A 24,698-nucleotide genomic window follows, 5' to 3' on the forward strand; every position below is an offset into this window, starting at 1 on the left:
CGTAGCGTAGATTGCGGGCCATGATCGGATACACCCGCGAGGACAAGGTCGCCGTCATCGAGTTCCAGCGCCCCGAGGCCCGGAACGCTCTCAACCCCGAGCTCATGGACGGTCTGGAGGAGGCCTTCGACCGCGCGGAGGCCGATGAGGTCTTCGTCATCGTGCTGACCGGGCAGGGCACCGTCTTCTCCGCGGGCGCCGACCTGCGCTCGGGCGCGGTGCTCGACAAGGGCTTCATGGAGCGGGTCATCCGGTTCTACCGCCGCGTCGAGGCGATGAAGCAGATCGTGGTGGCGGCGCTCAACGGCCCCGCGTACGGCGCCGGCGTGCAGATGGCCATGGTCGCCGACCTGCGGGTGCTGGACCCCAGCGCCGCGATCGCGATCCCCGCCGCCACGCTCGGCGTCACGATCGACAAGTGGACGCTGCGCCGCCTCGAGGACCTGGTCGGCGGCGGTCACGCGCGCAGCGTGCTCATGGCCGCGAAGAAGCTCGAGGCGCCGCAGCTCGAGCAGCTCGGCTTCGCCAACGCGATCGGCGACCGCGAGGCCGCCCTCGACTTCGCCCGCGGCGTCGCCAAGCTCGCGCCGCTGTCGCTGCAGAACTACAAGCAGCTCTTCAAGACCGACGTCGCGGTCGAGCCGCTCACCGAGGCCGAGGAGGCCCGCCTGCACGCGGTGTGGGACTCCGAGGACCTCAAGGAGGCCATCATGGCGCGGATCGAGAAGCGCGAGCCGCGCTTCCAGGGTCGCTGACGTGAAACCGAGCACCGCCGCCGCCTTCGCTGCGGGAGCCGCCGCAGGCGTCGCTGGGGCCTCGATCGCGCGCGCCGCGCGCGGCCTGCGGCGCTCCATGGGCGCCCGGGTCGACACCGTCTACACCAATTCCGACCCGGACAGCCCGCACGAGCGTTTCGACGCGGGCAAGATCGCCCGCGGCGTCGTCGGCCGCGCCCGGCACGGCCAGGGCCGGCCGTCGAGGCCGATCCCGCTGGCCGCGGTGCCCGCCCCGGAGCGGGCCTCCGACCTCGCCGTGACCTGGTACGGGCACTCGTCGGTACTCATCGAGGTCGACGGATTCCGCATCCTCGCCGACCCGGTCTGGGGCGAGCGGGTGTCCCCGTCGCCGACCATCGGCCCCGCGCGACTGCACCCCGTCCCGGTCGCGCTCAGTGCGCTGCCGCCGATCGACGCGGTGATCATCAGCCACGACCACTACGACCACCTCGACCTGCCCACCATCGACGAGCTGGCCCGCGACCGCGAGACGATCTTCTGCGTCCCGATCGGCGTGGGCGGCCACCTGCGCGCCTGGGGCGTCCCGGAGGACCGCATCGTCGAGCTCGACTGGGATCAGGCGCATGTGCTGCACCGGGACGGGAAGAGCCTCAAGGTCGTGTGCACCGAGGCCCGGCACTTCTCCGGCCGGGGCCTGACCCGCAACTCCACGCAGTGGGCGTCCTGGTCGCTCGTCGGCCCGGAGCACTCCGTCTTCTTCGGCGGCGACACCGGCTTCACCGAGCGGTTCAAGCTGGTCGGCGACCATTTCGGCCCGTTCGACCTGACGCTGCTGCCGATCGGCGCCTACGACCCGCTCTGGCCCGACGTGCACACCAACCCGGAGGAGGCCGTCGCGATCCACGCGATGATCGCCAAGCCCGGTGCGCCGCTCGTCCCCGTGCACTGGGCCACCTTCAACCTCGCCTTCCACGACTGGTCCGAGCCCGTCGAGCGGCTCCTCGCCGCCGCGGAGGAGGCCGGGGTCACCACGGTCATCCCCATGCCGGGCGGCAGGGTCGACGGTGCCGTCGTGCCTGGTACGCCCGACTGGTGGTCGACGGTCCGCTAGCCTGGCACGGAAGAAACAGCCTCCAGAAAGAGCGGCACTGCACTCATGGGTCGTCATTACGCGCCGGGTGACTCGGCCGCGCCGACACCGCGTGGCCGGACCATCGCACGGATCCTGCTCGGCGTGGGTCTGGTCGCGGTCCTCGTGGCCGGCATCGTCACCATCGCGGGCGGCAGGTTCGAGCGCTGCGGCACCTCGGACACCGTCACCGTGCTGACCGACCCGACGCTGGCCCCGGCCGTCCGGGCGCAGGCGGCGCTCGCCTCCGACACGTGCACGACGATCGCGGTCAGCGAAGCCCCGGACCGCGAGGCCGCCGGGCGGCTGAGCTCCGGCGCAGCGGATCTGTGGCTGGCCCCGTCGAGATCCCGCGCCGCCGCGGTCTCCGCCCAGCTCGGCCGCGAGCTGCCGACCACCCCCGTCGCCGGCTCGCCGCTCGTGCTGGCGGGCGCGTCGGTCCCGCAGCCCGCCAGCTGGCTCGAGGCGATGGCGCAGCCGACCATCCGCGCCGTGCCCGCGGACTCCCCCTATGCGGAGGCGGCCGTCGTCGCGGCCCTCTCCGAGGCGTCCCGCCCGGGCTCCGACCAGCAGGCCCTGACGACCACCTTGGCCGCGTACGCCCAGGCCGCCAAGCGGGTGGGCGCCGAGCCCGTGCAGGCGGCGGCCGCCGAGGGCGGCGTCGTGGTGGTCCCCGAGTACGCCTATCTCTCCGCGAAGAAGGCCCGGGGCGACGTGGCGGCCGTGGTCCCGAAGACCGGTGCTCCGCGCGACGAGCTGCTGCTCGCCGTGGCCGCGACCGGCGACCGCCAGGCCGCGGCGAGCGCGGCCGGCAAGCGGCTGACCACGGCGTTCACGTCCGCGGACGGCCTCGCGGCGCTCGCGCGCGAGGGGCTGCGCGGGACCTCGCTCGCGGAGGCACCGTCGGGCGGCGTGGGTGCGGTGACCGCTCTGCCCGACCCGGACCGTGCCCGGCTCGCCCGCGCCCAGCAGGCGTTCTCGACGCTCGCCGTGCCGCTCAAGTCGCTCGTGGTGGTCGACACCTCAGGCTCGATGGACGAGAAGGTCGGCGCGACCACCCGGATCGGGATGCTCGCCTCCGGCTTCACCAAGGTCGTCACCCAGATCCCGGACACCAATGCCCTCGGCCTGTGGACCTTCTCGCTCGCGACGAACGGCGGTAAGGACTGGACCGAGGTCGTGCCCACCGCGCGCCTGTCCGACAGGCGCGGCGACAAGACCCAGCGCCAACTGCTGCTCGACGCGGTGAACTCGCTGCCCGGCCGCGTCCGCGGCGGCACGGGGCTGTACGACTCGACGCTGGCGGCCTACCGGCAGGCCGTGAAGGACTTCGACCCCGCGTACTCGAACTCGGTGATCCTGCTCAGCGACGGCGGCAACGAGAAGAACGGCGGCACCACGCTCGACGAGCTCGTCGCGGAGTTGAAGAAGCTGGTGGACCCGTCGCGGCCGGTGAACATCCACACCGTCGGGATCAGCAAGGACGCCGACCTGCCGGCGCTGAAGAAGATCGCGGATGCCACCGGCGGCACCGCCCAGTCGGCCGATACGGAGGAGCAGATGCTCGCCGACTTCGTGACCGCGATCGCCAAGCGCGCGAAGTGACCCGCGCCGTCGACGTGCCCCCGACAGGAATCGAACCTGCGACCTGATCTTTCTGAGACGTTGCATTCCGGAGGGTGTCGAAACGTTGCTGTATATGTTGGTAGGCAACGCAATTCGGCGCACCGAAGCTGTGACGAAATGGCGGTAGGTAGGCCCGGATTCGGGGCAATAGCGCCGAATAAGCGCTGAGCGTTGGCCGTGTCGCGCTACCGTCGACACATGGCGAGTCGACGAGAGCTGCAGGCGCGCGCGAAGCTCCCATGCCCGAGGTGCAACGCGCCGCAGGTGTACCTCGAGGCAGACCAACCGGGCCTTGGCCCGGTCGGGTACGTCCGATGCACCAACCCGCTCGCCGAGCACCAGACCTCCGCCTGGCCCATAGACCGTCCGTGACCGTCATCGAGATCCTCGACGCCCGCCGCGCCGGCCTGACCGCCCCGCTCGGCGCCGCCAACCCGTACGACGGCAACACCACGCCCGTGCTCGCCCAGATGTGGCGCGCCGGATACCGGCAGATGCTCGCCGACCGGCTCGCGACCTCGCCCGCCCGGCAGGCGTACCTGTCGCACCGTCGTAGCACCATGCGGGCATGAGCCTGTACAGCGTGAACGTGACCCGCGAGAGCGGCTGGTGGATGGTCGACGTGCCACAGCTCGTAGGCCACCGCGGCCCCGACGGCGCGATCAACACTTCAGGTCTCACCCAGGCACGCCACCGCGACGAAGTCGAGCAGCAAGCGCGCGACCTCATCGCCACCGTGACCGACGTCGAGCCCGCCGCGGTCGACCTGGTCGTGAGATGGTCCGATAGCAGCTAAGCCAGCCGCGTGATTCGCCCGTCGGCGTCGACGCGGAACCGGTGACCCGCCGGCGGGGCCGGTAGCCCGGCGAGGCGGCACGCGGCCGTCAGCTCCACCCGGGTGACCACGACTGGCCGCCCGGCCTCCACGCGCTCGATCTGCTCCGGCCACGGCGCGACGAAGCAGCCGTCGGGCACGTCGACACGGTCGCCGTAGGTGCCGATGAGCGAGTCCCAGTGCTCGACGAGGCCCGCGAGGAGTCCCCGCGCGGTGGTGGCCGCTGAGGGGCCGACGCTACGCGCCACCGGTCGCCTCCTGCTCACGTTGGCGGTCCCACCGGACCTGTACCGCCCTCTGGTGCCGCACGCTCTTGGCCGGCCCCTCGCCGATGTGGATCCGGCCGAGTAGGTCGACGAGGGCGCGGTCCTGTGCCCGGATCTCGGTGTTCAGCTTCACGATGAGCGCCGTGCCCGCGGCGCCGGCCTGCTCGGACGCGAGCAGCGCGAGGAGATCGGCGCGACGGTCGGCCGCGCCCTCGGCGAGCGCGAGGTACTCGAGCTCTCGGTCGTCCCACACCAGCGTCCGGCCCAGGCGCGACGCTTCAGCGGCCAGCGCGGCGTCAAGGCGGCGCCGCAGCTTGCGGCCCTCGGTCATTCTGCGCCCCATCACGGGCTCCTTCCGGCGGATCTCGGTTGTAATACGGAAATTGCGAGCCACTAAGCCACGGGTGCCGCCGCGATGGGAGGCGGGAGTCCCTCCCCACCCCTGCCCGGTGGCGTGTGTGGTTGGTGGATCGCGGTGGGCGGCGAGGACATTTCCACAGGACTCGCCGCCCACCGCAGGCTTCAGGGGGTCAGAACGAGGTCAGTCCGCCGGCGCCGCGGGTGGCCGCTGCTTCGGCTTCCGCCTTGGCGCGGAGCTGGGTGGCGATCTTCTCGGCGGCGGCGCGGGCCTCGTCGACGGTGGGGAACCAGAGCTTTCCGCCGGCGCGGATTCCCATGCGAAAGACCTCTCGAGGGGTCGATGCTCCATGTAGGCGACCGTCGAGCGCGCGCGGATCGCGCCACGTTCCGCAGTTCACGCCGCTGGCGTCGTGGGTGGAGCCCAGGGGCTTGAGCCACAGGTCTCGGACGGTGCCGAGGCTGTCGAGGAGTTCCGCGGCGTGGTCGGCTCCGGCGACGGTGCGGGCGCCATCGGCGTCGCCCGTGCGCACCAGCTCGGCGAGGGGCTCGTCGATGTGGGCGTCGGCCTCGAGGATGGCGATCGCGGCGTCGGCTTGTTCGGCGAGGGCGGCGTGCAGTTCGCCGGCGTGGTCGAGGATCGCGGTGGTGACGCGGCGGCCGCTGATCTGCCGGGCCTGCTGCCACGCGGACAGGTGCGCGCCGTGGAGGGCGCCGGCTTCGAGTGCGGCGGTAACAGCCTTGGCGGGTGCGCCGTCGGCGATGAGCTGAGCGACGGCGCCGGGGTCGGGCTGCTCGGGGCGGGCGGCGTCGACCTGGTTGAGCGCGGCGACGGCGTCGAGGACCGGATCGGGCAGGGCGACGCCGAGGCGGCCGAAGGTGGCGACGGCGTCGCGTGCGCGGTAGCGGTGGTCAGTGGTCATGCTGGTCTCCTCGTGGGTGTTAGGCGTCGCCGCGGCCGAGGCGGACGCGGAGGGCGCGGGTGGCCTGTCGCTTCTTCTCGCCGGGTGCGAGGGGTTCTTCCTCGGCGGCGGCGCCGGACTTCAGGGCCGGGTCGGGCTTGTCGGCGGCGGGCTTGTCCGGGTCGTTGACGGTCGCGGTGTTTTGGCCGACGTAGTCGCGGAGCGCGGTCGCGGCCCGCTCCTTGAGGTCGACGCTCGCCTCCTGGAAGACCTGCCGGGTGAGTGTGCGGAACTCCTCGACGGTGAGGTCGCCGAGACGCTGTTCGACGTCGTCGAGGTACTCGCCGCCGCTGCCGGTGTCGGCTTCGTTGCTCTTCATGGGTCCTCCTGTGGGAGTGAGGTTTTGGGAATCATCCATCGCCCTGCGATGCGCGTTCCGCCGAGACGGGGTGCGAGCGTTCGGGCGTGCCGTGGTGTGCAGCGGAGGATGCGGGCGGCTTCGGTGGTTCCGACTAGGTTCGACGATGCCACGGCGGGGTCTTGATCTGTTCCTCTTGGGGAACAGCGCATTTCGAGTTCGAGGCGCTGGACGAATACGGCGACCTTCGGCGGCACGGGGAGCCCGCGGGCGCGGTGATGCCGGGCGAGGTACAAGGCGGCGCGGACCTCGTCGGGGCTGAGGTTCACGACGTGGCCTGGTGGGTGCCGCAGATCGGGTCGCAACCACAGTCGAAGTCGGGGTGTCGGGGCATGGACGAGTCGCCGCCGCCGAGGCCGCCGCACATATCGCAGTAGCCGTCGCAGCAGCCGAGGCCGTCGGGGTCGAACCAGCGGTGGCAGTCGCAGTCGCAGGGTGGCACGTTCATCGGAGCAGGTCCCCTTCGTCGGCGATGAAGTGGGCGAGCTGCAGGGCGCCGTCGCGGTCGAGTTCGACGCGGCCAACACCGTTGAGCGACACCGTCAGGCGGTGGTTGCGGATGGCGACGGTCACGGTGATGTCGCCGCGGTTGTCGGGCCGCTGGGTGAGGGACTTGATGCGGATGTTCACGGTGGATCCGTTTCGGGAGGTGGGCTTATCGGTTGAGGCGAAGGTTCGCGACGCCGGGGCGGCGACTGTTGACGGAGTCGACGGTGACGGGGCGCAGCAGCGGCGGTGCCGGTGCCGGCGGGCGCGATGGGGCGGGCTCGGCGCAGTCGTCGCACAAGTCGGTGGTGGCGGCGTCGTGCAGCTCGAGCGAGCAGCTCCGGCACCGTCGATCGGCGGGGGTGTTCATCGCGGATCCTTTCGGGGTCGACCGGCGGTGCGGGCCGGCTCGGGGATGCGGCCGGCGACGACGCCGGCCGGGCGGTGACGTGCCGGGAGCGAGTCGAGCCAGCGTTCGCACTGCTCGAGCGCAGGGCAGCGGGTCTGGCAGAGCGTGGCGGCCGCACCGTGGCGGTACTCGAGGTCGTCGAGGTCCTCGCCGGGGCGTGCGGCGTCGAACAGGCTGTGTTGCCGGTCGCACGCGGCGTCGATGAGCTTCGGGGTGTCAGCGAGGACGACGGCGAGGAAGTCGACCGTGCCGTCGGGGTCGAGGGCGGTCATGCGGCGCCGTCCGCGCTCGCGCATCCGTCGTGCAGGCGTGCGGCGCGTTCGGCCTCGGTAGGCGCGGCGATGTGCACGCCGCACGCGGTGCAGGTGATCGTCCTCGGTGAGGTCTCGGCGGTCGCGCGGCCGATGATGCAGTTGACGCAGCGGCCGGTCTTGCCGAGCGGTTCGCCGCAGTCTGCGCACAGCTCCTGTCCCTCGCTCCCTTGCTCCCTTGCCTCCAAGGGAGCACTGTTTAGGGCCTCTGAGCTGGAAGGGAGCAAGGGAGCGGGCTTCTGTGTGTCCGCCCCCTTGTTCGCGGTCCCGCTCCCTTGGTCGAGTGCGAACGGTAGCGACCACCACCACGCCGCGGCGTCCTTGATGGCCTTCACACCGAGCCGGCGCTTGGCGCGCTTCACCTGGTCCTTCGAGTAGCCGTTCGCGTCGGCGTCGCGGAACACGTCCGTGGCCTTCATCTGGCGATCGGTCGCGGATGCCAGGTGCTCGCGCAGCCACTCATCCACGCCGGTCGAGGTTTCCTGGTCAGGTTCGGCTAGGAGCGTGCGAGCGTCTCGCTCGTCGACGCCGAGCCACTCGACCCGCGCGACGTCGGTGCCCTCGGCCGAGGTGAGCGTGTACCGCAGCGAGGACGGTGCGACGCCGAGGTTCGACTTGACCGACGCCATGACGCGCACCGTCGGGTCCTCGGGGTCGGCGGCGACGAGCATCCCGGCGCGCGCGGCGCCGACGATGCCGATGCTGCCGCCGCCCCGGTACATCGGATCGCCGCCCTTCGTCTTGTTCAGGTGCCGCAGCAGCAGCACGGTGCACCCGGTGCGGTCGGCCATGTCTGCGAGCGCGGAGAGGACCCGCCGCACGTCCTGGTCCTTGTGCGCGTCCGTCTTCGATGGCAGGAACGCCATGAGGACGTCGACGACGAGGAGTCGGGCGCCGACGCGCTCGACGAGCTGTCCGAGCTGCCGGACGTCGGCGAGAGTCGGCGGGAGCAGGTGCACCGTGCCGTCGGGTGCGATGTCCGTGATCCCGGAGACAGCGTGCACGCGGGTCACGTCGGCGCCGGCGGCGTCGAGGCGGGGCCGGACCGTGTCGGCGAGCCCGTCCTCGCCGGAGAGGAGCACCACGGCGCCGGGGTGCTCGCACGGTGTGCCGTCGGGCCACTCGGTGCCGCGGGTGATCGTCGCGGCGAACGTCAGCGCGAGCGTCGACTTGCCGAGGGAGGGATCTCCGTCGAGGGTGACGAGTTTCCCGGCGGGGATACGGCCGGGCCAGAGCCACGTGATCCGCTCGGGCTCGACGTCGGCGAGGCATACCGCCTCGAGCGCTCCGGACGTCGGCCCTGCCTCGTCGACAGGAACAAGTTCAGCGAGGTCTTTCCCCGCGGCGACGTGGTCGGCGAGGTCCTTCCCGACCACGGCCTCGACGATCACGTACTCGACGCCGAGCTTGCTGAGGATCTCGGCGACCTGCGCGGCGTGCCGATGCCCGGGCGCGTCGCCGTCACGCACGATGATCACCGGGTGGCCGGCGAGCGGCGACCAGTCGGCGAGGTGAGCTTTGCCGGCGCCCATCGCCGAGCACGTGGCGGTGGCGCCGACGGCCTCAGCAGCATGGACGTCCTTCTCGCCCTCGACGACGTAGACGATGGCGTCAGCGGGGAACTCGGTGCGGTAGAGGGCGTTCTTACCCTGCGCGTTCTGCTGGCGGAAGGTCTTCTTCCCAGTCGCGGCGAGCCGCCGGAAGACCTCACGACCGTCGGGGTAGCGATAGTCCTGCCGTCCCGGGGTGTCGTACAGGTCGGCTTCGGTCAGGCCGACGGTGTCGAGTACCTGCGTCTTGTCGTCGGCGTGGCTGTTCATGAGGACCATGCCGTCGATCTGCTTGAACGTGACGGACCGGTCAGCGGGGGTGTGGCCGGGTGCCTGTGCGCTGGCTCGGTCGCCGGCTTCGTCGTACCAGCGGAGGCCGGCGTTGTTCCAGGCGTCGCGGCAGCGGTCGATCGCACGGGGGTGATGCGATGCGGTCATGGTCGTTGGGATTCCTTTGTCTCCGAATTGGGTTGGGTGGTGTCCCCGGTGTCGTGGCGGCGGCCCTGGTGGTGGGCGTGTCCCCCGCCGCCACGACGCGGGGAGGTCAGGTGGGCGTCTCGTTCGCGGTCGGGGCAGTCACCGGGCCACCTCCAGCGCGGCCGCGACGACGTCGAGGATCATGGCGCCGTCGTGAGGGTCGAAGCCGACGAGCTGGGCGATCGCGTGCGCGGTGCCGGCGTACTCGGCGGCGTTGATGCCGAGCCGGGCGAGCGTGCCGGGATCGTGCGGCAGGTGCTCGTCGGGCGCGGCGGCGATGGTGATGTCGCCGTCGAAGTAGTCGCGGAGGAACGCGGCGAAGGTGTCGCGGCGGTCGGTGGGGTCGACGACGATCTGGGCGGTGCCGTCGGTGTACTCGATGACGGTGGTGAGTCGCCGGGTTCGACGCGTCGCGGCGGTCTGCTCTACGCTGGTCATGATCGGTTCTCCTGTTGGTGGGTGTGCTGGTTGTTGGCCTCGAACGTGTGCTTGCCGGCGGCGTTCGGGGCCGTTCTCATTTCCGGGGTGCGGTCGGTCTGCTGGCCGCGGCAGAGGTCGGCGTTCTCGTCGAGCGCGGCGTACCGCTCGCGTCGGCGCTGGTCCGCGTCTGATGCGGCGGCCATGACCGCGAGCACGGCGAGGAACACGACGAGCGCCCAGTAGTGCGTCATGCGACGCCGCCGACGGCCTGCTCGTTCTCCCACGCGACGACGTCGGCGAGGCGGTAGCGGCAGTGCCGGCCGAGCTTCGAGAATCGGGGGCCGCGGCGCTGAACGGCCCAGGTGGCGAGGGTCTGGACGGGGACGCGGAGGCGCTCTGCGACCTCGGCGCGAGTAAGCCAGATGACGGCCTGGTCAGGGGTGGCGGTGGACAACAGGACTCCTTGAGCTGATTGGTGTGCAGTTCAGGCGGTGCGCTCAAACTGAATGACATTCAGGACGATAGCGAGCATTGGAGCTGAATGTCAACCATGTTCGCGGGCTTGTCGTAGACTGCGTGTCATGCAGAGCTTGAACGGGCGTGTGGGTGCGATCACCAAGCAGATGCGTGTCGACCGAGGGTGGAGCCAGGGGGAACTGGCCGAGAAGCTGGCGCGTTGGCACAACAAGAAGGTCGATCCCACAACGGTGACAAGGCTCGAGGGCGGCACTCGCCCGACGACGGTGGCCGATGTCGAGGCGCTGGCGGGCATATTCGGCACCTCGGCGGCGGCGATCCTCGGCCTCGACGAGGGTGCCCCGGGTGGCGATGAGGGGCGAGCTGCGCGACTTCTCCTGAGGGCGGCCGAAGACGAGATCGATGCCGCGGCGAACCAGCTTCGCGCCGCACACACTGAGGTCGGCGAGGCGAACAGGCGGATGGCTCGTGCGATCAGTCGCTACGAGGCGGCGCAAGCGGCGCTGAACCAGGCGCTCGTGGAGGCCGACACCGCAGGGATACCGCGCGGACTGCTGCCGAACCCGCTCGCCACGGCGCCGTATCAGGCGGTTCTCGAGGACGGGGAGTAGTGGCTGGCCGTCCGCCGCTGCGCATCGGTGCGCACGGCAAGATCACCCGAACACAGCTCGCCCCGGGGAAGTGGCGCGCGTACTGTCGGTACCGCGGCACCGACGGCGTCACACGCCCCGTCGAGCGCCGCACGCCGGACGGTGTCGACGACGAGTACGGCAAGGCCGCCGAGGACGCCCTCCTCGATCACCTACAGCAGGTCGGCAGCCGCAATACCAGCGCGATCACGGCGGGCACGCTCGTGCCGTCGCTCCTCGACGCCTACCTCACGCGAGTCGAAACCTCCGGCGACTACGCGCCCCGCACGGTCGACACCTACCGCGACGGCGTCCGGATCCTCAAGCGCGTCGCGGCCGGCGTCCGAGTCGGCGAACTTGACGCCGCCCTCGCCCACGACCTTCTCCAGGGCATCGAGCGCGACCACGGCGCCGCCCGTGCGAAGCAATGCAAGATGCAGCTGCGCGCGATCATGCAGGACGCGGTGCTGGCGCGCGCGATCCCCATGAACCCGGTCAACGACCTGCCATCGGCCCGCAAGTCCCGTCGCAAGACGAAGCAGACGAAGGGCGCGCGCCCCGTCGACGGTGCCGACCTCCCGCGGCTCTTGAAGCGCGTCCGCACGTCGCATCGCTGCCGCCGCTGGGACATCGCCGACGTGATCGTCCTCGCTGCCGCGACTGGTGCGCGCACGGGCGAGCTGCTCGCGCTCCGCTGGTCCGACGTCGACCTCGAGCAGGCCGTCATCACGATCGAGGGGCACATCTACCGCGCGACCGGCCAAGGGCTCACGTGGGAGGCCGGGACGAAAGCGGGCGGCGGTCGGCCGCTCGCGCTCCCAACGTTCGCCGTGGCGATGCTCAAGGCCAGGAAGAAGCGCGAGGGCACCCAGTATGGGTGGGTGTTCCCCTCGGCGGTCGGCACGCTCCGAGACCCGTCGAACGTCGCAGGGCAGTTCCGGGACACCAGGCGGTACCTCGGGCTCGCCGACGACGTGACGCTGTACTCGCTCCGGAAGACGGTGGCGACGGCCGTCGACAGCGCCGGACTCTCGGCTCGAATCGCCGCTGACCAGCTCGGACACGCCAAGCCGTCGATGACACAGAACGTGTACATGCAGCGGAACACGATGCACCGCGAGGTCGCCGACGCGCTGGATCGGGCAGCGGCGTATCCGCAGGATAAGCGCAGAGTCACTGCTACTTAGATTGGTTATTCTCGTCTATCTATGCTGGTCAGAGTGCCCCCGACAGGAATCGAACCTGCGACCTGATCTTTAGGAGAGATCCGCTCTATCCGACTGAGCTACGAGGGCGTGCGGCACGATTCTAGCCACGGGCGCCCCGCCGGGTACATTCGGATGTCCGAGTTCGCCGTCATCGAGGGGGCTGTCGCGTGCCGAGCGGCGTCATCGTCGTCCTGATCGTCGTCCTGGCCGCCCTGGCTCTGGTGCAGTGGCGCGTGGTGCGCCGGTGGTCCTCGCGGCCCGCGCGGATCGCGGGCACGGCCGGTGTCGCGGTCGCGGCGCTCCTCACCCCGGCCGCCTTCGTGGGCCTGCTCGCGGGGTCGGGGCGCATCGACCCCGACCGGGTGCGCTGGATCAGCGCCGCCGGGCTCACCTGGCTCGCGACCGTCTTCTACCTGCTGCTCACCCTCCTCGTGCTGGGGGTGCTGTGGCTGTTCACGCGTCTGGTCCGGCTCCTGCGTCCCGGGTTCGACGGTGCGCCGCTCCGCCGCGGCGTCGCCCTCGCCGGGGTCGTGATCGCGGTCTCGGCGACCCTCTACGGGCTGGTCGAGGCGGCCACCCCGCGGGTCACGCACACGACGGTGCGCCTGGCGTCGATGCCGGCCGCGTTCGGCGCGCTGAAGGTCGCGCTGATCACCGACATCCACGCCGGCCCGGTGCGGGGCCGCTCGTTCGTGCAGGGCGTGGTGGACCGGACCAACGCGGAGAACCCGGATCTGGTGCTCCTCGGCGGCGACCTGATCGACGGCACCGTCGCGCAGATCGGAGAGGATCTGGCGCCGCTGCGCGGCCTGCGCGCCCCGCTCGGGGTGCTGGCGGTGACCGGCAATCACGAGTACTACGCCGGCGACGCCGTGAACTGGGTGCAGCGCTGGCGCGAGGTGGGTGTGCGGCCGCTGGTCAACGAGTCGGTGCGGCTGGAGCGGGGCGGGGCCGCGATCACCGTCGTCGGCGTCAACGACCGCAAGGGCGCCCCGCCGCTGGAGGTCGACTACGACGCGGCCTTCGCCGGCGTCGATCCCGCGGGCTTCGTGCTGGCCGTCGCGCACGAGCCGCTGCAGGGGCACGAATTCGCGCGGCGCGGCGCGGATCTGCAGGTGGCCGGTCACACGCACGGCGGTCAGCTGTGGCCCTTCCGCTACTTCGTCACGCTGCAGCAGCCCGCGGTCGCGGGGCTTGAGCACGTCGACGGGATGCCCGTCTACACCAGTCGCGGCGCCGGGGCGTGGGGCCCGCCGGTGCGGGTGGCCGCGCCCCCGGAGATCGCGATTCTGGACCTGCGCGCGGCCTGACCCGCGCATGATCGGCACATGGCCGGTCGAATGAGGGTGCGTGCGAGTACGGAGGTCGGCCCGGTGCGGGTGAGCGTGGCACCGTCGGTGCGGACCCGGCGCAAGCCCGCCGCCGCCCGCCGCGTGCCCGCGGGCCTGTCGCTACCGCGCCGGGCCGACCTGCCGCCGCCCGTCGCGCCCGCCGGCTGGTACCCCGATCCCGAGGACGCCGCGCGGATGCGCTGGTGGAACGGAACGAAGTGGACCCGCCGGTTCGCGGACCCGGGCGCGACCTCGGCGAAGGTCCGCACCCGCACGGCCGAGATGCCGCCGAGGCTTCGCCGCACGCAGCAGCCCGCGCGGCGTCGACTCCTTCCGCACGTCGACTTCTCGGGGAGCAGGGGTGCGCAGGGACCTGTCCGTCGTCGCAGAACTCGACGTTCGGAGCGCGACTAGGAGTTCCGCGCCTCCAGCGCACCCCGGGAGGCCAGCTGGTCGGCGAGCTCGTTGCCCTCGTTGCCCGCGTGTCCCTTCACCCAGCGCCAGTCGATCTCGTACTGCGCGGCGGCCTTCTCCAGGCGCTGCCACAGCTCGGCGTTCTTCACGGGCTGCTTGGCGGCGGTCTTCCAGCCGTTGCGCTTCCAGCCGGCGATCCACTTGGTGATGCCGTTCTTCACGTACGAGCTGTCGGTGTACAGCACCACGGGCAGCGGCCGGGTGATCGCCTCCAGCGCCGCGATGGCGCCCATGAGCTCCATCCGGTTGTTCGTGGTGTCCTTCTCGGCGCCGTACAGCTCCTTCTGGTGCTCGCCGAAGCGCAGCACCGCCCCCCAGCCTCCCGGCCCGGGATTGCCCAGGCACGCGCCGTCGGTGTAGATCACGATCTCGTCCGCCACGGGGAGCCATCCTAGCCGGGCGCGATACCGTGACCGCGTGGCGAACAATCACTACCACCACCTGGTCTTCGGCGAGGATGCGCTGGAGCGCCAGCGCCGGAACGGCAGCTACGTGGCGTACGGCCGGGAACTCGAACGCGGCGACGACGGGCCGCAGGCCCTCACGGAGCGCGAACTGCTCATGATCAGCCGCGCCGACCAGTTCTGCCTCGCCACCGTGACCCCCGCGGGCTGGCCCTACCTGCAGTACCGCAGCGGCCCGGCGGGTTTCGTCCAGCACGATCCGGCGACGGGGCGGATCGGCTTCATCGACGTACCCGGGAACAACCAGTTCGTCACGCTCGGCAACCTCGCGAACGACGACAGGCTCGCCATGTTCTTCGTCGACTACCCGCGGCGGGTGCGGCTCAAGGTCTTCGGGCGGGGCACGGTGCGCGAGACCGAGGACCGTCGCGTCATCGAGATCGCCGTCGAGGCCTACGACTGGAACTGCCAGCGCAGCATCATCCCCGTTTCGACCGCGAGTACCTCAAGCAGCTGGGGGAGGCCTACCAGAAGGCGGCCGCGGAGCGCGAGGCCGAGCTGCAGGCCGAAATCGACCGCCTGCGCGCCCGCGTCGCCGAGCTCGAGGGCTGAATCCCGTCACAGGGGTTCGGTCGGCGAGTCGAAGCGCGGGTCGCGCCGCGGGATCGCCTCGGTCTCCGGCCTCGGGGAGACCTTCACGGGGCGGGGCGGGCGCTTGACGATCTGCGTCTGCTGCTCCGACGGTCTCGCCGGCGCAGGTTTCGGCGGCACCGTCGCGGGCCAGTTCCGGTCCCAGTCCGGCTGCGGCCGCCGCTGGGCGACGGGCGCCACGGCGGTGCGATCGTGGTCGCCGGGCATCGGGGAGGGGGCCGACGGGCCCGGGACCGGGGCCGGCGGTCGGGGCGCCGTCGGGCGTGCCCAGGCGGAGTCCGCGGTCGGAAACGGGTGGTTCGACGGTGCCGGCGCCGACTGCGAGGGCGACATCCGGGGACCGGGCTGTGCGGACGGCGCGGGGCGCACTCCCGGGGGCGAGGGTTCGGTCGGGGCCGACTGAGCCGTCGGGGCAGGGGCGGACCGTCGGGCGAGGAGGAGCACCGCGGCGCCGAGCACCGTCGTCGCGGCGGCGGCCATCACGACGTAGGGGCCCACGCTCGCCGCTGTCTCCACCTGCACGGGGATCCCCTGGACCGACTCCGTGCGCGTGCCGACGGGCACGAACGCGGCGTACCCGCCGAAGGCGACCGCGATCGCTCCGAAGACGGCGGCGCCCGCGATCCCCGTGATCCGCTGCCACGCGAGTGGCCCGAAGGCGCCCACCACCGAGAAGAGCAGTGTGGTGACGGCGAAGCCGATGCCGGTCCACCCGCCCCAGGCGACGTCGGTCGCGACGTACGAGGACAGATCGCGGCCGCCCACCGCGGGCATCGAGACCGAGCCGATGCCGTTGACGTGGGCCACGAGCTCGGGCGGGAGCCCGGCCGCCGTCGCGATCGCGGGCAGCCGCACGGTCACGGTGTACCACTCGAGGAAGGCCGCGACGACGAGACCCGCGGCGCCGAGCCCGACCAGGCCGAGCCCGGCGATCCGGGCCGCGCCGGATCTCGATGCGGGCGATGAATCGGGCATTACGGACCTCCTAGGACGTGATGTCGATGACGCTAGGACGTCGTGGTTGGCGGTCGCTGAAGTACCGCTGAAGCCGTGCCTACTGGCGGGTACACTGATCCGATGACACAGCGCAGCACCTTTTGTCCCGTCGGGGCGGTGGGATGACCGCGGCGCTCCTGGCGGACGACGATCCGAAGGGCCGGGCGCGCACCCGGCGCAAGCTGATCCGCGCGGCCTATTTCGTCTTCGCGCAGAACGGCTACGGCGCCACGAACGTGAAGATGGTGTGCGAGGCGGCGGGGTTCACCCGCGGCGCCTTCTACTCCAACTTCACCAGCCTCGAGGAGCTGTTCATCGAGGTCTGGCGCTACCACGTGCAGTGGATCATGGACATCATGGCCAAGGTCGTCGACACGTACGCGGTGCAGGGCGCCGACTACGGCAAGCTCATCGAGATGGCCGTCCGCGCGATCCCCGTCAACGAGCGCTGGCAGCGCGTGAACGGCGACTTCGTGGCGCTGTGCACCCGCACCCCCGAGCTCAACCAGACGGTCCGCGACGCGCAGCAGATGCTGCTGGCCAACATGATCCCCACCGTGATGCACGTGCTGGAGGCCGCCGGCCGCCGGGTCACCAAGCCGGAGGCGCTCGGCTACGCCCTGCTCGCCGTGCACGAGGGCACCGCGTCGTACTGCGTGATCGACCCGGACAACGAGACGCTCAAACAGAACCGCATCGACCTGCTCACCGCCACGCTGAACATGTACAGCGAGCCGATGCAGTGACCCGGACGGCACTGGTCATCGGCATCGGCGCCGGCGACCCGGGGCACGTCACCGTCGGCGCGATCGAGGCGATGCGCGCCGCCGACGCCCTGTTCGTCCTCGACAAGCCGAACGCGGGCACCCTCACCGGGATCCGGCAGGAGATCGTCGACCGGTTCGCGCCGCAGACCCCCGTCGTCCTGGTGCCGGATCCGCCGCGGGACCGTTCCGCCGAGCGCGGCACGTCCAGGCCCGACGGTGCCTATGTCGCCCACGTCGCCGACTGGCACGATGCGCGGGCGCGGGCGCTGGCCGCGGCGATCGCCGAGCACGTCCCCGAGGGCGGGAACGCCGGCTTCCTGGTGTGGGGCGACCCGTCGCTCTACGACTCGACGCTGCGCGTGATCGAGCGGGTCGACCGGACTCTGCCGCTGGCCCCGAAGGTGATCCCCGGCATCACCAGCGTCCAGGCGCTGACCGCCGCGCACGCCATCCTGCTCAACCGAGTGGGCGAGCCGATCCACATCACCACCGGCCGCCGGCTGCACGAGGACGACGGCCGCAACACCGTGGTCATGCTCGACGCGGACTGCACCTTCCGTTCCACCGCCGAACCCACCGACCACATCTACTGGGGCGCCTACCTGGGCACCCCCGACGAGATCCTGATCGACGGCCCCGTCGGCGAGGTGGGCGAGCGCATCGCCCGTACCCGCGCCGAGGCCCGGGAGAAGCACGGCTGGATCATGGACGTCTACCTGCTCCGCCGCCCCTGATCAGTTCAGCGCGGCGAGGACCTTGTCCGCCAGCTCAGGCCGGCAGATCACCAGGTCGGGTAGGTAGGGGTCGGGGTTGTTGTAGGTGAGTTCGCTGCCGTCGAGGCGCGAGCAGTGCAGGCCGGCGGCCCGCGCGACGCCGACGGGCGCGCACGAGTCCCACTCGTACTGGCCGCCCGCGTGCAGGTACACGTCGACCCGGCCGGTGACCACGGCCATCGCCTTCACCCCTGCCGACCCCAGCGAGACCGGCTGCAGCCCCAGCGACTCCGCGACCCGGAACATGCCGGGCGTCGCGCGACTGCGGGACAGGGCCAGGTTCCCGGTGAGGGCGCCGGTGGGCGGGGTGACGGTGTCGGAGCGGAAGACCTGCCCCATCGCGGGCAACGAGACCGCGCTGTGCACCGGTTGCCCGTCCTGCGTGAGCGCGACGTGCACCGCGTAGTCCGGACGGTGCGCCGCGTAGTCGCGGGTGCCGTCGAGCGGGTCGATCACCCACACCCGGTCGGCGGACAGGCGCTCCGCGGAGTCCGGCGCCTCCTCCGAGAGCACCGCGTCGTGCGGCCGGTACCGGCGCAGGACGCGCGCGATCCACGCCTGCGCGAGCCGGTCGCCGGTGTCACCCAGCACCCCGTCGTCGAGCAGCGCGGCGTGCCGGATGGCCTGCAGGATCCGGCCGGCACCGTCGGCGATCTCGGCCGCGAGGTCGATGTCGGACAGGGCGCCACCGCCGGAACGGCCGAAGTAGGTCATACCTCCAGCCTAGAGTGGGGTCATGCCGGAGCTTCCCGAGATCGCCGCGATCGCGGACTACGTGGGCGCCAAGGCCGTCGGCACGCAGGTCCGCCGTGTCGACGTGGCCGCGTTGTCCGTGCTCAAGACCTATGCGCCGGGCCCGCAGGACCTGGTCGGGGCCACCGTGACCGGCACGCGCCGGATCGGCAAGTACTTCGTCCTCGATGCGCGCAAGGGCGACGATGCCCTCGCCCTCGTCGTGCATCTCTCCCGCGCGGGCTGGCTGCGCTGGTCCGAGAAGCTCTCGCCGACCCCGCTGCGACCGGGTGGGAAGTCGCCGATCGCGCTCCGCGTCCACGTCGGGCCGGAGGGCGAGGGCTTCGACCTCACCGAGGCCGGCACGCAGAAGCGGCTCGCGGTGTGGATCGTGCGCGACCCCCAGGAGATCGAGATGGTCGCGACCTTGGGGCCCGACGCGCTGGCCGTCACCCGGGACGAGTTCGGGGAGATCCTCGCCGGTTCGCGCGCGCAGCTCAAGACCCTGCTGCGCGACCAGCGCACGATCGCGGGCATCGGCAACGCCTACTCCGACGAGATCCTGCACACCGCGAAGCTCTCGCCCTTCGCCGCCGCGAAATCGCTGGGCGAAGAGCAGGTCGACGCCCTCTACGCCGCCATGCGGTCCGAACTCGACGATGCGGTGCAGCGGTCCGTCGGGCAGCACGTGGCCACCCTCAAGGCGGAGAAACGCTCCGGGATGAAGGTGCACGCCCGTACCGGCAGCCCGTGCCCCGTCTGCGGTGACACGGTGCGGGAGGTCTCCTTCGCCGACCGGTCCTTCCAGTACTGCGCCACGTGCCAGACCGGCGGGAAGGTGCTCGCGGACCGCCGGATGTCCAAGTTGTTGAAATAGGTCGAATCGCCCTGAGGGTAGGCATCACTTCATAGGCGGTTGTAGGCGTGCCTTACCTTGGAACGCATGAACTGGGGTGATGCCGTCCCGAACTTCCTCATCGGCCTGCGCGAGGGCCTGGAAGCGGGACTGATCGTGAGCATCCTGCTCGCCGCCGTGAAGAAGTCCGGCGGGTCGCGGGTGCCGGTGTGGTTGGGCGCGCTGGGCGCCGCCTCACTGTCGCTGAGTTTCGGCGCGGTGCTGACGTTCACCACCTCCGAGCTGTCGGCCACCGCCCGCGAGGTGGTGGCGGGAACGTTGAGCGTGCTCGCGGTGCTGCTCGTGACGATGATGATCTTCTGGATGCGGCGCACCGCGGCCTCCTTGTCCAAGGGGCTGCGCGCCGATGTTGAGACGGCGATGGTGCTCGGCGCGGGCGCGCTCGTGCTCACCGCCTTCTTCGCCGTTGCGCGCGAGGGCCTCGAGACCACGCTGTTCCTGTGGACCGCGGCCCGCGCGTCCGGCGATGCCGTGGGGCCGGCCGTCGGCGCCGCACTGGGCCTGGCGGTGGCCTTCGGCATCTGTGTGCTGCTCTACCGGCAGGCGGTGCGGCTGAACCTGGCCACCTTCTTCCGGTACACCGCGATCCTGCTGGTCGTCGTGGCCGCGGGCGTCCTCTCCTACGGCCTCGGTGATCTGCAGAACGCCGGGGTCCTGCCCGGCCGCACGTGGATCGCCTTCGACCTCTCCGGCAGCATCAGCGCGGACTCCTGGTGGGTGGCGCTGATCGGGGGGATCACCAACCTCGGCCCGAAGATGACGGTGCTGCAGGTGGCCGCCTGGCTGGCGTACCTGGTGATCGTGCTCGCGATCTTCCTCGGCACGAAGCCCGCGCCCGCTGTCCCGGGGGAGAAGGGCCGTTTCGAGGCCTGGGCGGCGCGCCTGGCCGGGACCCGCACCGGACTGGCGGCGGCGGTCGTCGTCCTGGTGCCGCTGCTCGTCGCCGGCCTGATCATCGCGATCCTGCCGGCCAAGCCGCCCGCGGCGGGCACCGTCACGGTCACCGAAGCCGACTGCGCCAAGGGCTTCACCGGCGCCTCCGCCGGCCAGCAGCGCATCACCGTCACGAACAAGTCCGGCAAGTCCGGCGAGATCACCCTGGTCGACAGCGGCGACGCCGTCGTCGGCGAGATCGAGACCCTCGGCCCGGCCACCACCGCCGACCTCTCCGCGACGCTCGGGAACGGCGGCTACCGGTTCGTCTGCTACCTCGCCGGCCAGAAGGAGACCCGGTCCGAGCAGTTCATCGTGACCGGCGGTGCCGGCGAGGCGCCGAAGCCCGTCGCGCGGGTCACCAAGGACGACCTCGACGGGGCGAACGCGAAGTACCAGGACTACGTGCTGACGGTGCTCCCGTCCGTCGAGTCGGCGCTGACCCGCGTGAAGACGGCGCTGGGCGGCGGCGACACCGCGGCCGCGAAGGCGGCCTGGTCCGACGCCATGACCGCTTGGGAGCGAGTCGGCGCCTCGTACAACAGCTTCGGCGACGCGGGGAAGGCCGTCGCGGGCCTCCCGGACGGATTCGCCGACGGGGTCCGCGATCCGGACTTCTCCGGTATCCGCCGGATCGAGTACGGGCTGGCCACGGGCGAGCCGTCGGCGGCGTTGATCGCGCAGGTCGACAAGACCCTCGACGGGCTCGCCAAGGTCCGCACGGACCTGCGCACCGACGAGATCGCGGGCGACCCGATCACGCTCACCAAGCGCGCCCAGGAGATCCTCGAGGACGCGCTCCGGGACCACCTCACGGGCGTCAGCGACCAGGGACTGCACGCGGGATACGCCGCCACCGCCGCCGACGTCGAGGCCACCCGCGCCGTGCTCCGCGTGCTCGAGCCGCTGCTCGCGCCGCGCGTGCCGGACCTGCTGCCGACGGCCCGCCGGGAACTGGACGACATCACCAAGGCCCTCGACGCGGTCAAGCGGCCGGACGGCACCTACCCGCCGCTCGACGGCGCGGGGGCACCCCCGCTCGCGCAGCGGCAGAAGATCAACGGCACCGTCGGGCAGGCCCTCGAGACCCTGTCCGCCGTGCCCAACCTCCTGGAGATCCCCAAGCATGAGCGATGAGCAGCAGAGTGTTCCGGTGGCAGGTACCGGTCGCCGGAGGTTCCTGCAGGGCACGGCGGTCGGTGCCGTGGGGGTGGCCGCGGTCGGCGGCCTGCTGGCCGAGGGCGCGCGCAGCGACGCCGCACAGTCGGCGGGTCCGGCGGTGCGCGAGTCCTACCCGTTCGAGGGCGAGCACCAGTCCGGCATCCTGACGCCGTCGCCGGCGGAGAAGCAGGCGTCGCTCATGGTGGCGGTCTTCGACGTGATCGCCGCGGACCGCGCGGGCCTGGAGAAGCTGCTGCGGACCATCACGGACCGGGCGCGGTTCCTCACCGCCGGCGGCGCGCCCGCGAACCTGGGCGTGGGGAAGCCGCCGTCGGACAGCGCGGTGCTCGGTCCGGTGGTCCCGGCCGACGGCCTGACCATCACGCTCGGCGTGGGGGCGTCGCTGTTCGACGGCCGGTTCGGGCTCGCCGAGAAGAAGCCACGCAAGCTCAAGCCGATGACGGTCTTCCCGAACGACCAGCCCGACCCCGCCCAGATGCACGGCGACCTGGTGCTGCAGCTGTGCGCGAACCACCCCGATACGGTGCACCACGCGCTGCGCGACATCGCCAAGCACACCCGCGGCGCGATGCAGCTGCGGTGGAAGATGCAGGGCTACGGTGCGCCGCCGCGCCCGGAGGGCGCCTCCCGGAACCTCATGGGGTTCAAGGACGGCAGCGCTAATCCCGTGGGCCGCCAGGCCGAGGAGCTGATCTGGGTCACGGGCGGGGACGAGCCGGCCTGGACCCACGGCGGCACGTACTACGTGGTGCGGCTGATCCGGATGATGGTCGAGTTCTGGGACCGCGTCTCGATCGCGGAGCAGGAGGGCATGTTCGGCCGGCGCCGCGACTCCGGTGCGCCGCTCGACGGTGCCGTCGAGACCGACGAACCCGATTTCGCGGCCGACCCCGAGGGCGACGTGATCCCGATGGACTCGCACATCCGCCTGGCGAACCCGCGGGAGGGGGAGAAGACGGAGAAGCAGCGCATGGTCCGGCGGTCGTACAACTACGACCTGGGCCTGGACATGAACGGCAACATGGCCTGCGGCCACATCTTCCTCTGCTTCCAGCAGGACGTGGAGGCGCAGTTCGAGGAGGTGCAGAAGCGCCTGATCGACGAGCCGCTCACGGACTACGTGACGCCCTTCGGCGGCGGCTACTTCTTCGCCGTCCCCGGCGTGCGGGGCGCGGACGACTTCCTGGGGGCCGGGCTGTTCCGGTAGCGGCGGCCGCGTGCCCTCGCAGACGACGATGCCGCCGGACCCCTGGGTGATGGGGGCCGGCGGCATCCGTGTTCGCGGCCGGTGAGTGCCGCGGCGGGGACTACTTGATCAGCTTGTCCGCGCCGTCGTTCTCGCCCGTCTCCGGGTCGTAGTCGCCGAGGATGACATCGCCCTCGGCGGACTCCCGCTCGATCTCCTCGGAGACGGCGGCGGTCTGCGCGAGGGTCGCATTGCGGCGGGCGATGGTGATCGCGCCGCCGGCGACGGCGCCGCCCAGCGCGAGGGCGGCGAGCCACGGCTTGTTCAGGCGGTCGCCCAGCAGGTGGTCGACGGAGTACTTGCCGGGGCCGGTCAGCGCCAGTGCGGCCGCGGCGGCACCCAGGGTGATCGGGTACTCGTTGCCGCCGCCCTGCGCGGCGAAGCCCTGCGGCCGGTGCACCTCGGCGGCGACGATCATCGCGCCGACGCCACCCGCCGCGGCCAGCGGCGTCGCGGCGCCGAGAGCCAGTGCCACACCCGCCAGCTCGCCCGCGCCGGCGAGGGCCGCGTTCGGCTTGCCGGGCGCGAAGCCCATCGACTCGAAGCCCTGCCCGGTCGCGTCGAGGCCGTGGCCGCCGAACCAGCCGAACAGCTTCTGTGCTCCGTGGTAGGCGAGCGCGCCGCCGACGGCGGTGCGCAGGGCGAGGAGGCCGAGGTCACGTGCGGTGTTCTTCTGTCCCATGTCGGGGTGTCCCTTCCAGCGGAGGTCGTCGGTTCTGGGGTGTTCAACCGGACCGCGGTCCCAGTGATTCCTCCAGCGGGCGGATATGACGCACGTCACGCTGCGTCGGTGGTGAAGGACCGGAGGTTGCGGAGTGTCTCGGTGACGAGGGTATCGGGAATCGCCGTGCCCCAGAGGTCGACGCTGAGCCGACCCCGGTAGGACGAGGCGATGCCCAGGGGGAACGCCGCCCCGAAGGCGTCCCACATCGCCGTGCCCTCCGTGGAACCGCTCGCGGCGAGGTGCAGTGCGGGATGGAAATCGGTGAGGGCGAGTCCCGGCGGCGTGGGGAGGTGCGGCACCGGGCCCCAGTTCGTGAGGGGGGCCATCACGCCGTCCGCGGGAAGCCCGCCGGTAGCGGCTCCGGTCATCGGTTGCTGGACCGTCCCGGCGGCGAGGTCGCGGGCGAGGCCTGCGCCGACCTGCGCAGCGAGTTCATCGAGGCTCGTCTCGTCGACCTCCGCCTGGAACAGGGCCGTGCCGAGCGCGTCGGTCACGTCCGTGAAGGCGATGGGGGGTTCGCCCAGGCGGCGGCGCAGGTCCACGGGATAGCAGTAGGTGACTTTCGAGACGCCCAGCCCGCGGACGGTGGCGGCGGCGGCGATGAAGGCGGCCGAGACCATCTGGTTCACCGTGCGGCCGGTGCGGTGGCCGTGCGCGACGAGTGCGGCCGTCTCCGCCGCCGTGAGGCGGGCCCGCCGGATGGAGGGGGCGGCGGGATCTCCTGTGGGCGTGGTCGACCCGGTGAGCGAGGCGGCGCTCTCCAACAGCGCCGCGCCCGCCGATGTGTCGCCGACCGGTTCGGGGTATGCCCGTTCGGCGAGGATCTCTTCGAGCGATCGGGGGAAGGTCTCGGGGGCCTGCGCCGGGGTGTCTTCGGTGCCCGTGACGATCGCCGTGTACGCGGTCCACAGGGACTGCAGGAGGGCGAGCGCGTGGTGACCGTCGGCAAGGGCGTGGTGAACCACCAGGTAGACGAGGTGGGAGCGGTCCGATTCCGTGATCACGTGGATGGCGGCGAGCGTCTCGCCCTGGCTGAGGCCGATATCGGGCAGGGGTGCGGCACCGTCGACCGTGCCGGAGCTCTCCGAGACGCCGACGGGGCTGGGGTCGTCGCGGAAGACGAAGATCCCGCTGCCCGGGGCGTCGGCGACGATCCGGGCGCGCAAGCCGGGGTGGGCGTTGGAGAGCCAACCGGACGCCTGTCGGAGCGCGGCCAGGTCGATCGGGCCCTCGGCCGTCACTCCGTAGCCCACGTAGACGCCGTCGCCGACCAGGAAGAACGCCTCCGTGGGCGCGAGACGCCGGATGGCGCGGGGCTCCACCGATTTGTTT

General features: G+C 71.7%; 31 protein-coding genes, 1 tRNA gene and 1 pseudogene. 15 read left to right on the forward strand and 18 right to left on the reverse strand.

Going from position 1 to position 24,698, the window contains the following annotated elements:
- The first annotated feature begins 20 nt into the window (after positions 1-20).
- The 5 genes from AC21LY_RS12850 (at position 21) to AC21LY_RS12870 (ending at position 4,288) form a co-directional block, all read left to right on the forward strand.
- The gene (locus AC21LY_RS12850; protein ID WP_489046876.1) at positions 21-755 is read left to right on the forward strand and encodes an enoyl-CoA hydratase; all 735 of its coding nucleotides are present in this window, start codon (positions 21-23) and stop codon (positions 753-755) included.
- A 1-nt stretch (position 756) separates the two neighbouring features.
- Positions 757-1,848 carry an MBL fold metallo-hydrolase gene (locus AC21LY_RS12855; RefSeq protein ID WP_489046877.1) on the forward strand — a complete coding sequence of 364 codons (1,092 nt, stop codon included), beginning with the start codon at positions 757-759 and terminating at the stop codon, positions 1,846-1,848.
- A 45-nt stretch (positions 1,849-1,893) separates the two neighbouring features.
- Positions 1,894-3,471 (forward strand): VWA domain-containing protein, encoded by a 1,578-nt coding sequence (locus AC21LY_RS12860; RefSeq protein ID WP_489046878.1) that lies wholly within the window; start codon positions 1,894-1,896, stop codon positions 3,469-3,471.
- A gap of 389 nt (positions 3,472-3,860) precedes the next feature.
- A complete protein-coding gene (locus AC21LY_RS12865) occupies positions 3,861-4,064 on the forward strand; it encodes a ribosome modulation factor (RefSeq protein ID WP_489046879.1) in 204 nt (67 codons plus the stop codon).
- Positions 4,061-4,288 carry a hypothetical protein gene (locus AC21LY_RS12870; RefSeq protein WP_489046880.1) on the forward strand — a complete coding sequence of 76 codons (228 nt, stop codon included), beginning with the start codon at positions 4,061-4,063 and terminating at the stop codon, positions 4,286-4,288. The genes AC21LY_RS12865 and AC21LY_RS12870 overlap by 4 nt, the downstream gene beginning before the upstream one ends.
- Here AC21LY_RS12870 and AC21LY_RS12875 read toward each other — a convergent pair.
- From AC21LY_RS12875 to AC21LY_RS12930, 12 genes are all read right to left on the reverse strand, one after another.
- A complete protein-coding gene (locus AC21LY_RS12875; protein ID WP_489046881.1) occupies positions 4,285-4,575 on the reverse strand; it encodes a hypothetical protein in 291 nt (96 codons plus the stop codon). The two genes, AC21LY_RS12870 and AC21LY_RS12875, sit on opposite strands and share 4 nt — an antisense overlap.
- The gene (locus AC21LY_RS12880) at positions 4,565-4,936 is read right to left on the reverse strand and encodes a hypothetical protein (protein ID WP_489046882.1); all 372 of its coding nucleotides are present in this window, start codon (positions 4,934-4,936) and stop codon (positions 4,565-4,567) included. The genes AC21LY_RS12875 and AC21LY_RS12880 overlap by 11 nt, the downstream gene beginning before the upstream one ends.
- Before the next feature lie 187 nt (positions 4,937-5,123).
- Positions 5,124-5,873 carry a hypothetical protein gene (locus AC21LY_RS12885; RefSeq protein WP_489046883.1) on the reverse strand — a complete coding sequence of 250 codons (750 nt, stop codon included), beginning with the start codon at positions 5,871-5,873 and terminating at the stop codon, positions 5,124-5,126.
- 19 nt (positions 5,874-5,892) lie between these two features.
- Positions 5,893-6,231: a hypothetical protein gene (locus tag AC21LY_RS12890; RefSeq protein WP_489046884.1), complete on the reverse strand. Its 339-nt coding sequence runs from the start codon at positions 6,229-6,231 to the stop codon at positions 5,893-5,895.
- A gap of 304 nt (positions 6,232-6,535) precedes the next feature.
- Entirely contained in the window at positions 6,536-6,718 is a 183-nt protein-coding gene (locus tag AC21LY_RS12895) for a hypothetical protein (RefSeq protein WP_489046885.1), read from the reverse strand.
- Positions 6,715-6,900, reverse strand: a complete 186-nt coding sequence (locus AC21LY_RS12900; protein ID WP_489046886.1) for a hypothetical protein — start codon at positions 6,898-6,900, stop codon at positions 6,715-6,717. Before AC21LY_RS12900 ends, AC21LY_RS12895 begins: the two co-directional genes overlap by 4 nt.
- 25 nt (positions 6,901-6,925) lie before the next feature.
- Positions 6,926-7,126 (reverse strand): hypothetical protein, encoded by a 201-nt coding sequence (locus AC21LY_RS12905; RefSeq protein WP_489046887.1) that lies wholly within the window; start codon positions 7,124-7,126, stop codon positions 6,926-6,928.
- Positions 7,123-7,437 carry a hypothetical protein gene (locus AC21LY_RS12910; protein ID WP_489046888.1) on the reverse strand — a complete coding sequence of 105 codons (315 nt, stop codon included), beginning with the start codon at positions 7,435-7,437 and terminating at the stop codon, positions 7,123-7,125. The genes AC21LY_RS12905 and AC21LY_RS12910 overlap by 4 nt, the downstream gene beginning before the upstream one ends.
- On the reverse strand, positions 7,434-9,464 hold the full coding sequence (locus tag AC21LY_RS12915) for an AAA family ATPase (protein ID WP_489046889.1): 2,031 nt from the start codon (positions 9,462-9,464) through the stop codon (positions 7,434-7,436). Before AC21LY_RS12915 ends, AC21LY_RS12910 begins: the two co-directional genes overlap by 4 nt.
- 138 nt (positions 9,465-9,602) lie before the next feature.
- Complete coding sequence (locus AC21LY_RS12920) at positions 9,603-9,941, reverse strand: hypothetical protein (protein ID WP_489046890.1); 339 nt, start codon at positions 9,939-9,941, stop codon at positions 9,603-9,605.
- On the reverse strand, positions 9,938-10,174 hold the full coding sequence (locus tag AC21LY_RS12925; RefSeq protein WP_489046891.1) for a hypothetical protein: 237 nt from the start codon (positions 10,172-10,174) through the stop codon (positions 9,938-9,940). Before AC21LY_RS12925 ends, AC21LY_RS12920 begins: the two co-directional genes overlap by 4 nt.
- Complete coding sequence (locus AC21LY_RS12930; protein ID WP_489046892.1) at positions 10,171-10,377, reverse strand: helix-turn-helix domain-containing protein; 207 nt, start codon at positions 10,375-10,377, stop codon at positions 10,171-10,173. The genes AC21LY_RS12925 and AC21LY_RS12930 overlap by 4 nt, the downstream gene beginning before the upstream one ends.
- Positions 10,378-10,504: 127 nt before the next feature.
- Here AC21LY_RS12930 and AC21LY_RS12935 point away from each other — a divergent pair, with 127 nt between their 5' ends.
- Complete coding sequence (locus AC21LY_RS12935; RefSeq protein WP_458630087.1) at positions 10,505-11,011, forward strand: helix-turn-helix domain-containing protein; 507 nt, start codon at positions 10,505-10,507, stop codon at positions 11,009-11,011.
- Positions 11,011-12,216, forward strand: coding sequence for a site-specific integrase (locus AC21LY_RS12940; protein WP_489046893.1), 1,206 nt, complete (start codon positions 11,011-11,013; stop codon positions 12,214-12,216). The genes AC21LY_RS12935 and AC21LY_RS12940 overlap by 1 nt, the downstream gene beginning before the upstream one ends.
- A 34-nt stretch (positions 12,217-12,250) precedes the next feature.
- Here AC21LY_RS12940 and AC21LY_RS12945 read toward each other — a convergent pair.
- Positions 12,251-12,324 (reverse strand) — tRNA-Arg (locus AC21LY_RS12945).
- Between the two features lie 80 nt (positions 12,325-12,404).
- Between AC21LY_RS12945 and AC21LY_RS12950 the strand changes: the two genes are divergently transcribed.
- Together AC21LY_RS12950 and AC21LY_RS12955 are read left to right on the forward strand one after the other, a co-directional pair.
- Positions 12,405-13,547 carry a metallophosphoesterase gene (locus AC21LY_RS12950; protein WP_489046894.1) on the forward strand — a complete coding sequence of 381 codons (1,143 nt, stop codon included), beginning with the start codon at positions 12,405-12,407 and terminating at the stop codon, positions 13,545-13,547.
- A gap of 18 nt (positions 13,548-13,565) precedes the next feature.
- Positions 13,566-13,982, forward strand: a complete 417-nt coding sequence (locus AC21LY_RS12955; RefSeq protein WP_489046895.1) for a DUF2510 domain-containing protein — start codon at positions 13,566-13,568, stop codon at positions 13,980-13,982.
- Here the strand turns inward: AC21LY_RS12955 and rnhA are convergent.
- Positions 13,979-14,422, reverse strand: a complete 444-nt coding sequence (gene rnhA / locus AC21LY_RS12960; protein WP_489046896.1) for a ribonuclease HI — start codon at positions 14,420-14,422, stop codon at positions 13,979-13,981. The genes AC21LY_RS12955 and rnhA overlap by 4 nt on opposite strands.
- A 37-nt stretch (positions 14,423-14,459) precedes the next feature.
- On the opposite strand from rnhA, the pseudogene AC21LY_RS12965 reads away from it, so the two are divergent.
- Positions 14,460-15,058, forward strand: a pseudogene (locus AC21LY_RS12965) (pyridoxamine 5'-phosphate oxidase family protein).
- A 6-nt stretch (positions 15,059-15,064) separates the two neighbouring features.
- Here AC21LY_RS12965 and AC21LY_RS12970 read toward each other — a convergent pair.
- Positions 15,065-16,072: a hypothetical protein gene (locus AC21LY_RS12970; RefSeq protein ID WP_489046897.1), complete on the reverse strand. Its 1,008-nt coding sequence runs from the start codon at positions 16,070-16,072 to the stop codon at positions 15,065-15,067.
- 143 nt (positions 16,073-16,215) lie between these two features.
- Here AC21LY_RS12970 and AC21LY_RS12975 point away from each other — a divergent pair, with 143 nt between their 5' ends.
- Positions 16,216-16,839: a TetR/AcrR family transcriptional regulator gene (locus AC21LY_RS12975; protein ID WP_489046898.1), complete on the forward strand. Its 624-nt coding sequence runs from the start codon at positions 16,216-16,218 to the stop codon at positions 16,837-16,839.
- On the forward strand, positions 16,836-17,594 hold the full coding sequence (cobF, locus tag AC21LY_RS12980; protein WP_489046899.1) for a precorrin-6A synthase (deacetylating): 759 nt from the start codon (positions 16,836-16,838) through the stop codon (positions 17,592-17,594). Before AC21LY_RS12975 ends, cobF begins: the two co-directional genes overlap by 4 nt.
- Here cobF and AC21LY_RS12985 read toward each other — a convergent pair whose 3' ends face one another.
- The gene (locus tag AC21LY_RS12985) at positions 17,595-18,347 is read right to left on the reverse strand and encodes a 3'(2'),5'-bisphosphate nucleotidase CysQ (protein ID WP_489046900.1); all 753 of its coding nucleotides are present in this window, start codon (positions 18,345-18,347) and stop codon (positions 17,595-17,597) included.
- Positions 18,348-18,369: 22 nt separating this feature from the next.
- Here AC21LY_RS12985 and AC21LY_RS12990 point away from each other — a divergent pair, with 22 nt between their 5' ends.
- From AC21LY_RS12990 to efeB, 3 genes are all read left to right on the forward strand, one after another.
- Positions 18,370-19,242: a DNA-formamidopyrimidine glycosylase family protein gene (locus AC21LY_RS12990; protein ID WP_489046901.1), complete on the forward strand. Its 873-nt coding sequence runs from the start codon at positions 18,370-18,372 to the stop codon at positions 19,240-19,242.
- 66 nt (positions 19,243-19,308) lie between these two features.
- On the forward strand, positions 19,309-21,351 hold the full coding sequence (gene efeU, locus AC21LY_RS12995) for an iron uptake transporter permease EfeU (protein WP_489046902.1): 2,043 nt from the start codon (positions 19,309-19,311) through the stop codon (positions 21,349-21,351).
- Positions 21,341-22,603, forward strand: coding sequence for an iron uptake transporter deferrochelatase/peroxidase subunit (gene efeB / locus AC21LY_RS13000; RefSeq protein WP_489046904.1), 1,263 nt, complete (start codon positions 21,341-21,343; stop codon positions 22,601-22,603). Before efeU ends, efeB begins: the two co-directional genes overlap by 11 nt.
- Before the next feature lie 100 nt (positions 22,604-22,703).
- Here efeB and AC21LY_RS13005 read toward each other — a convergent pair whose 3' ends face one another.
- Positions 22,704-23,324 carry a DoxX family protein gene (locus AC21LY_RS13005; RefSeq protein WP_489046905.1) on the reverse strand — a complete coding sequence of 207 codons (621 nt, stop codon included), beginning with the start codon at positions 23,322-23,324 and terminating at the stop codon, positions 22,704-22,706.
- A 95-nt stretch (positions 23,325-23,419) separates the two neighbouring features.
- Positions 23,420-24,688 carry a phthiocerol/phthiodiolone dimycocerosyl transferase family protein gene (locus tag AC21LY_RS13010; protein WP_489046906.1) on the reverse strand — a complete coding sequence of 423 codons (1,269 nt, stop codon included), beginning with the start codon at positions 24,686-24,688 and terminating at the stop codon, positions 23,420-23,422.
- Between the last annotated feature and the right edge of the window lie 10 nt (positions 24,689-24,698).

The sequence above is a fragment of the Tsukamurella sp. II2bb genome (assembly GCF_057815145.1).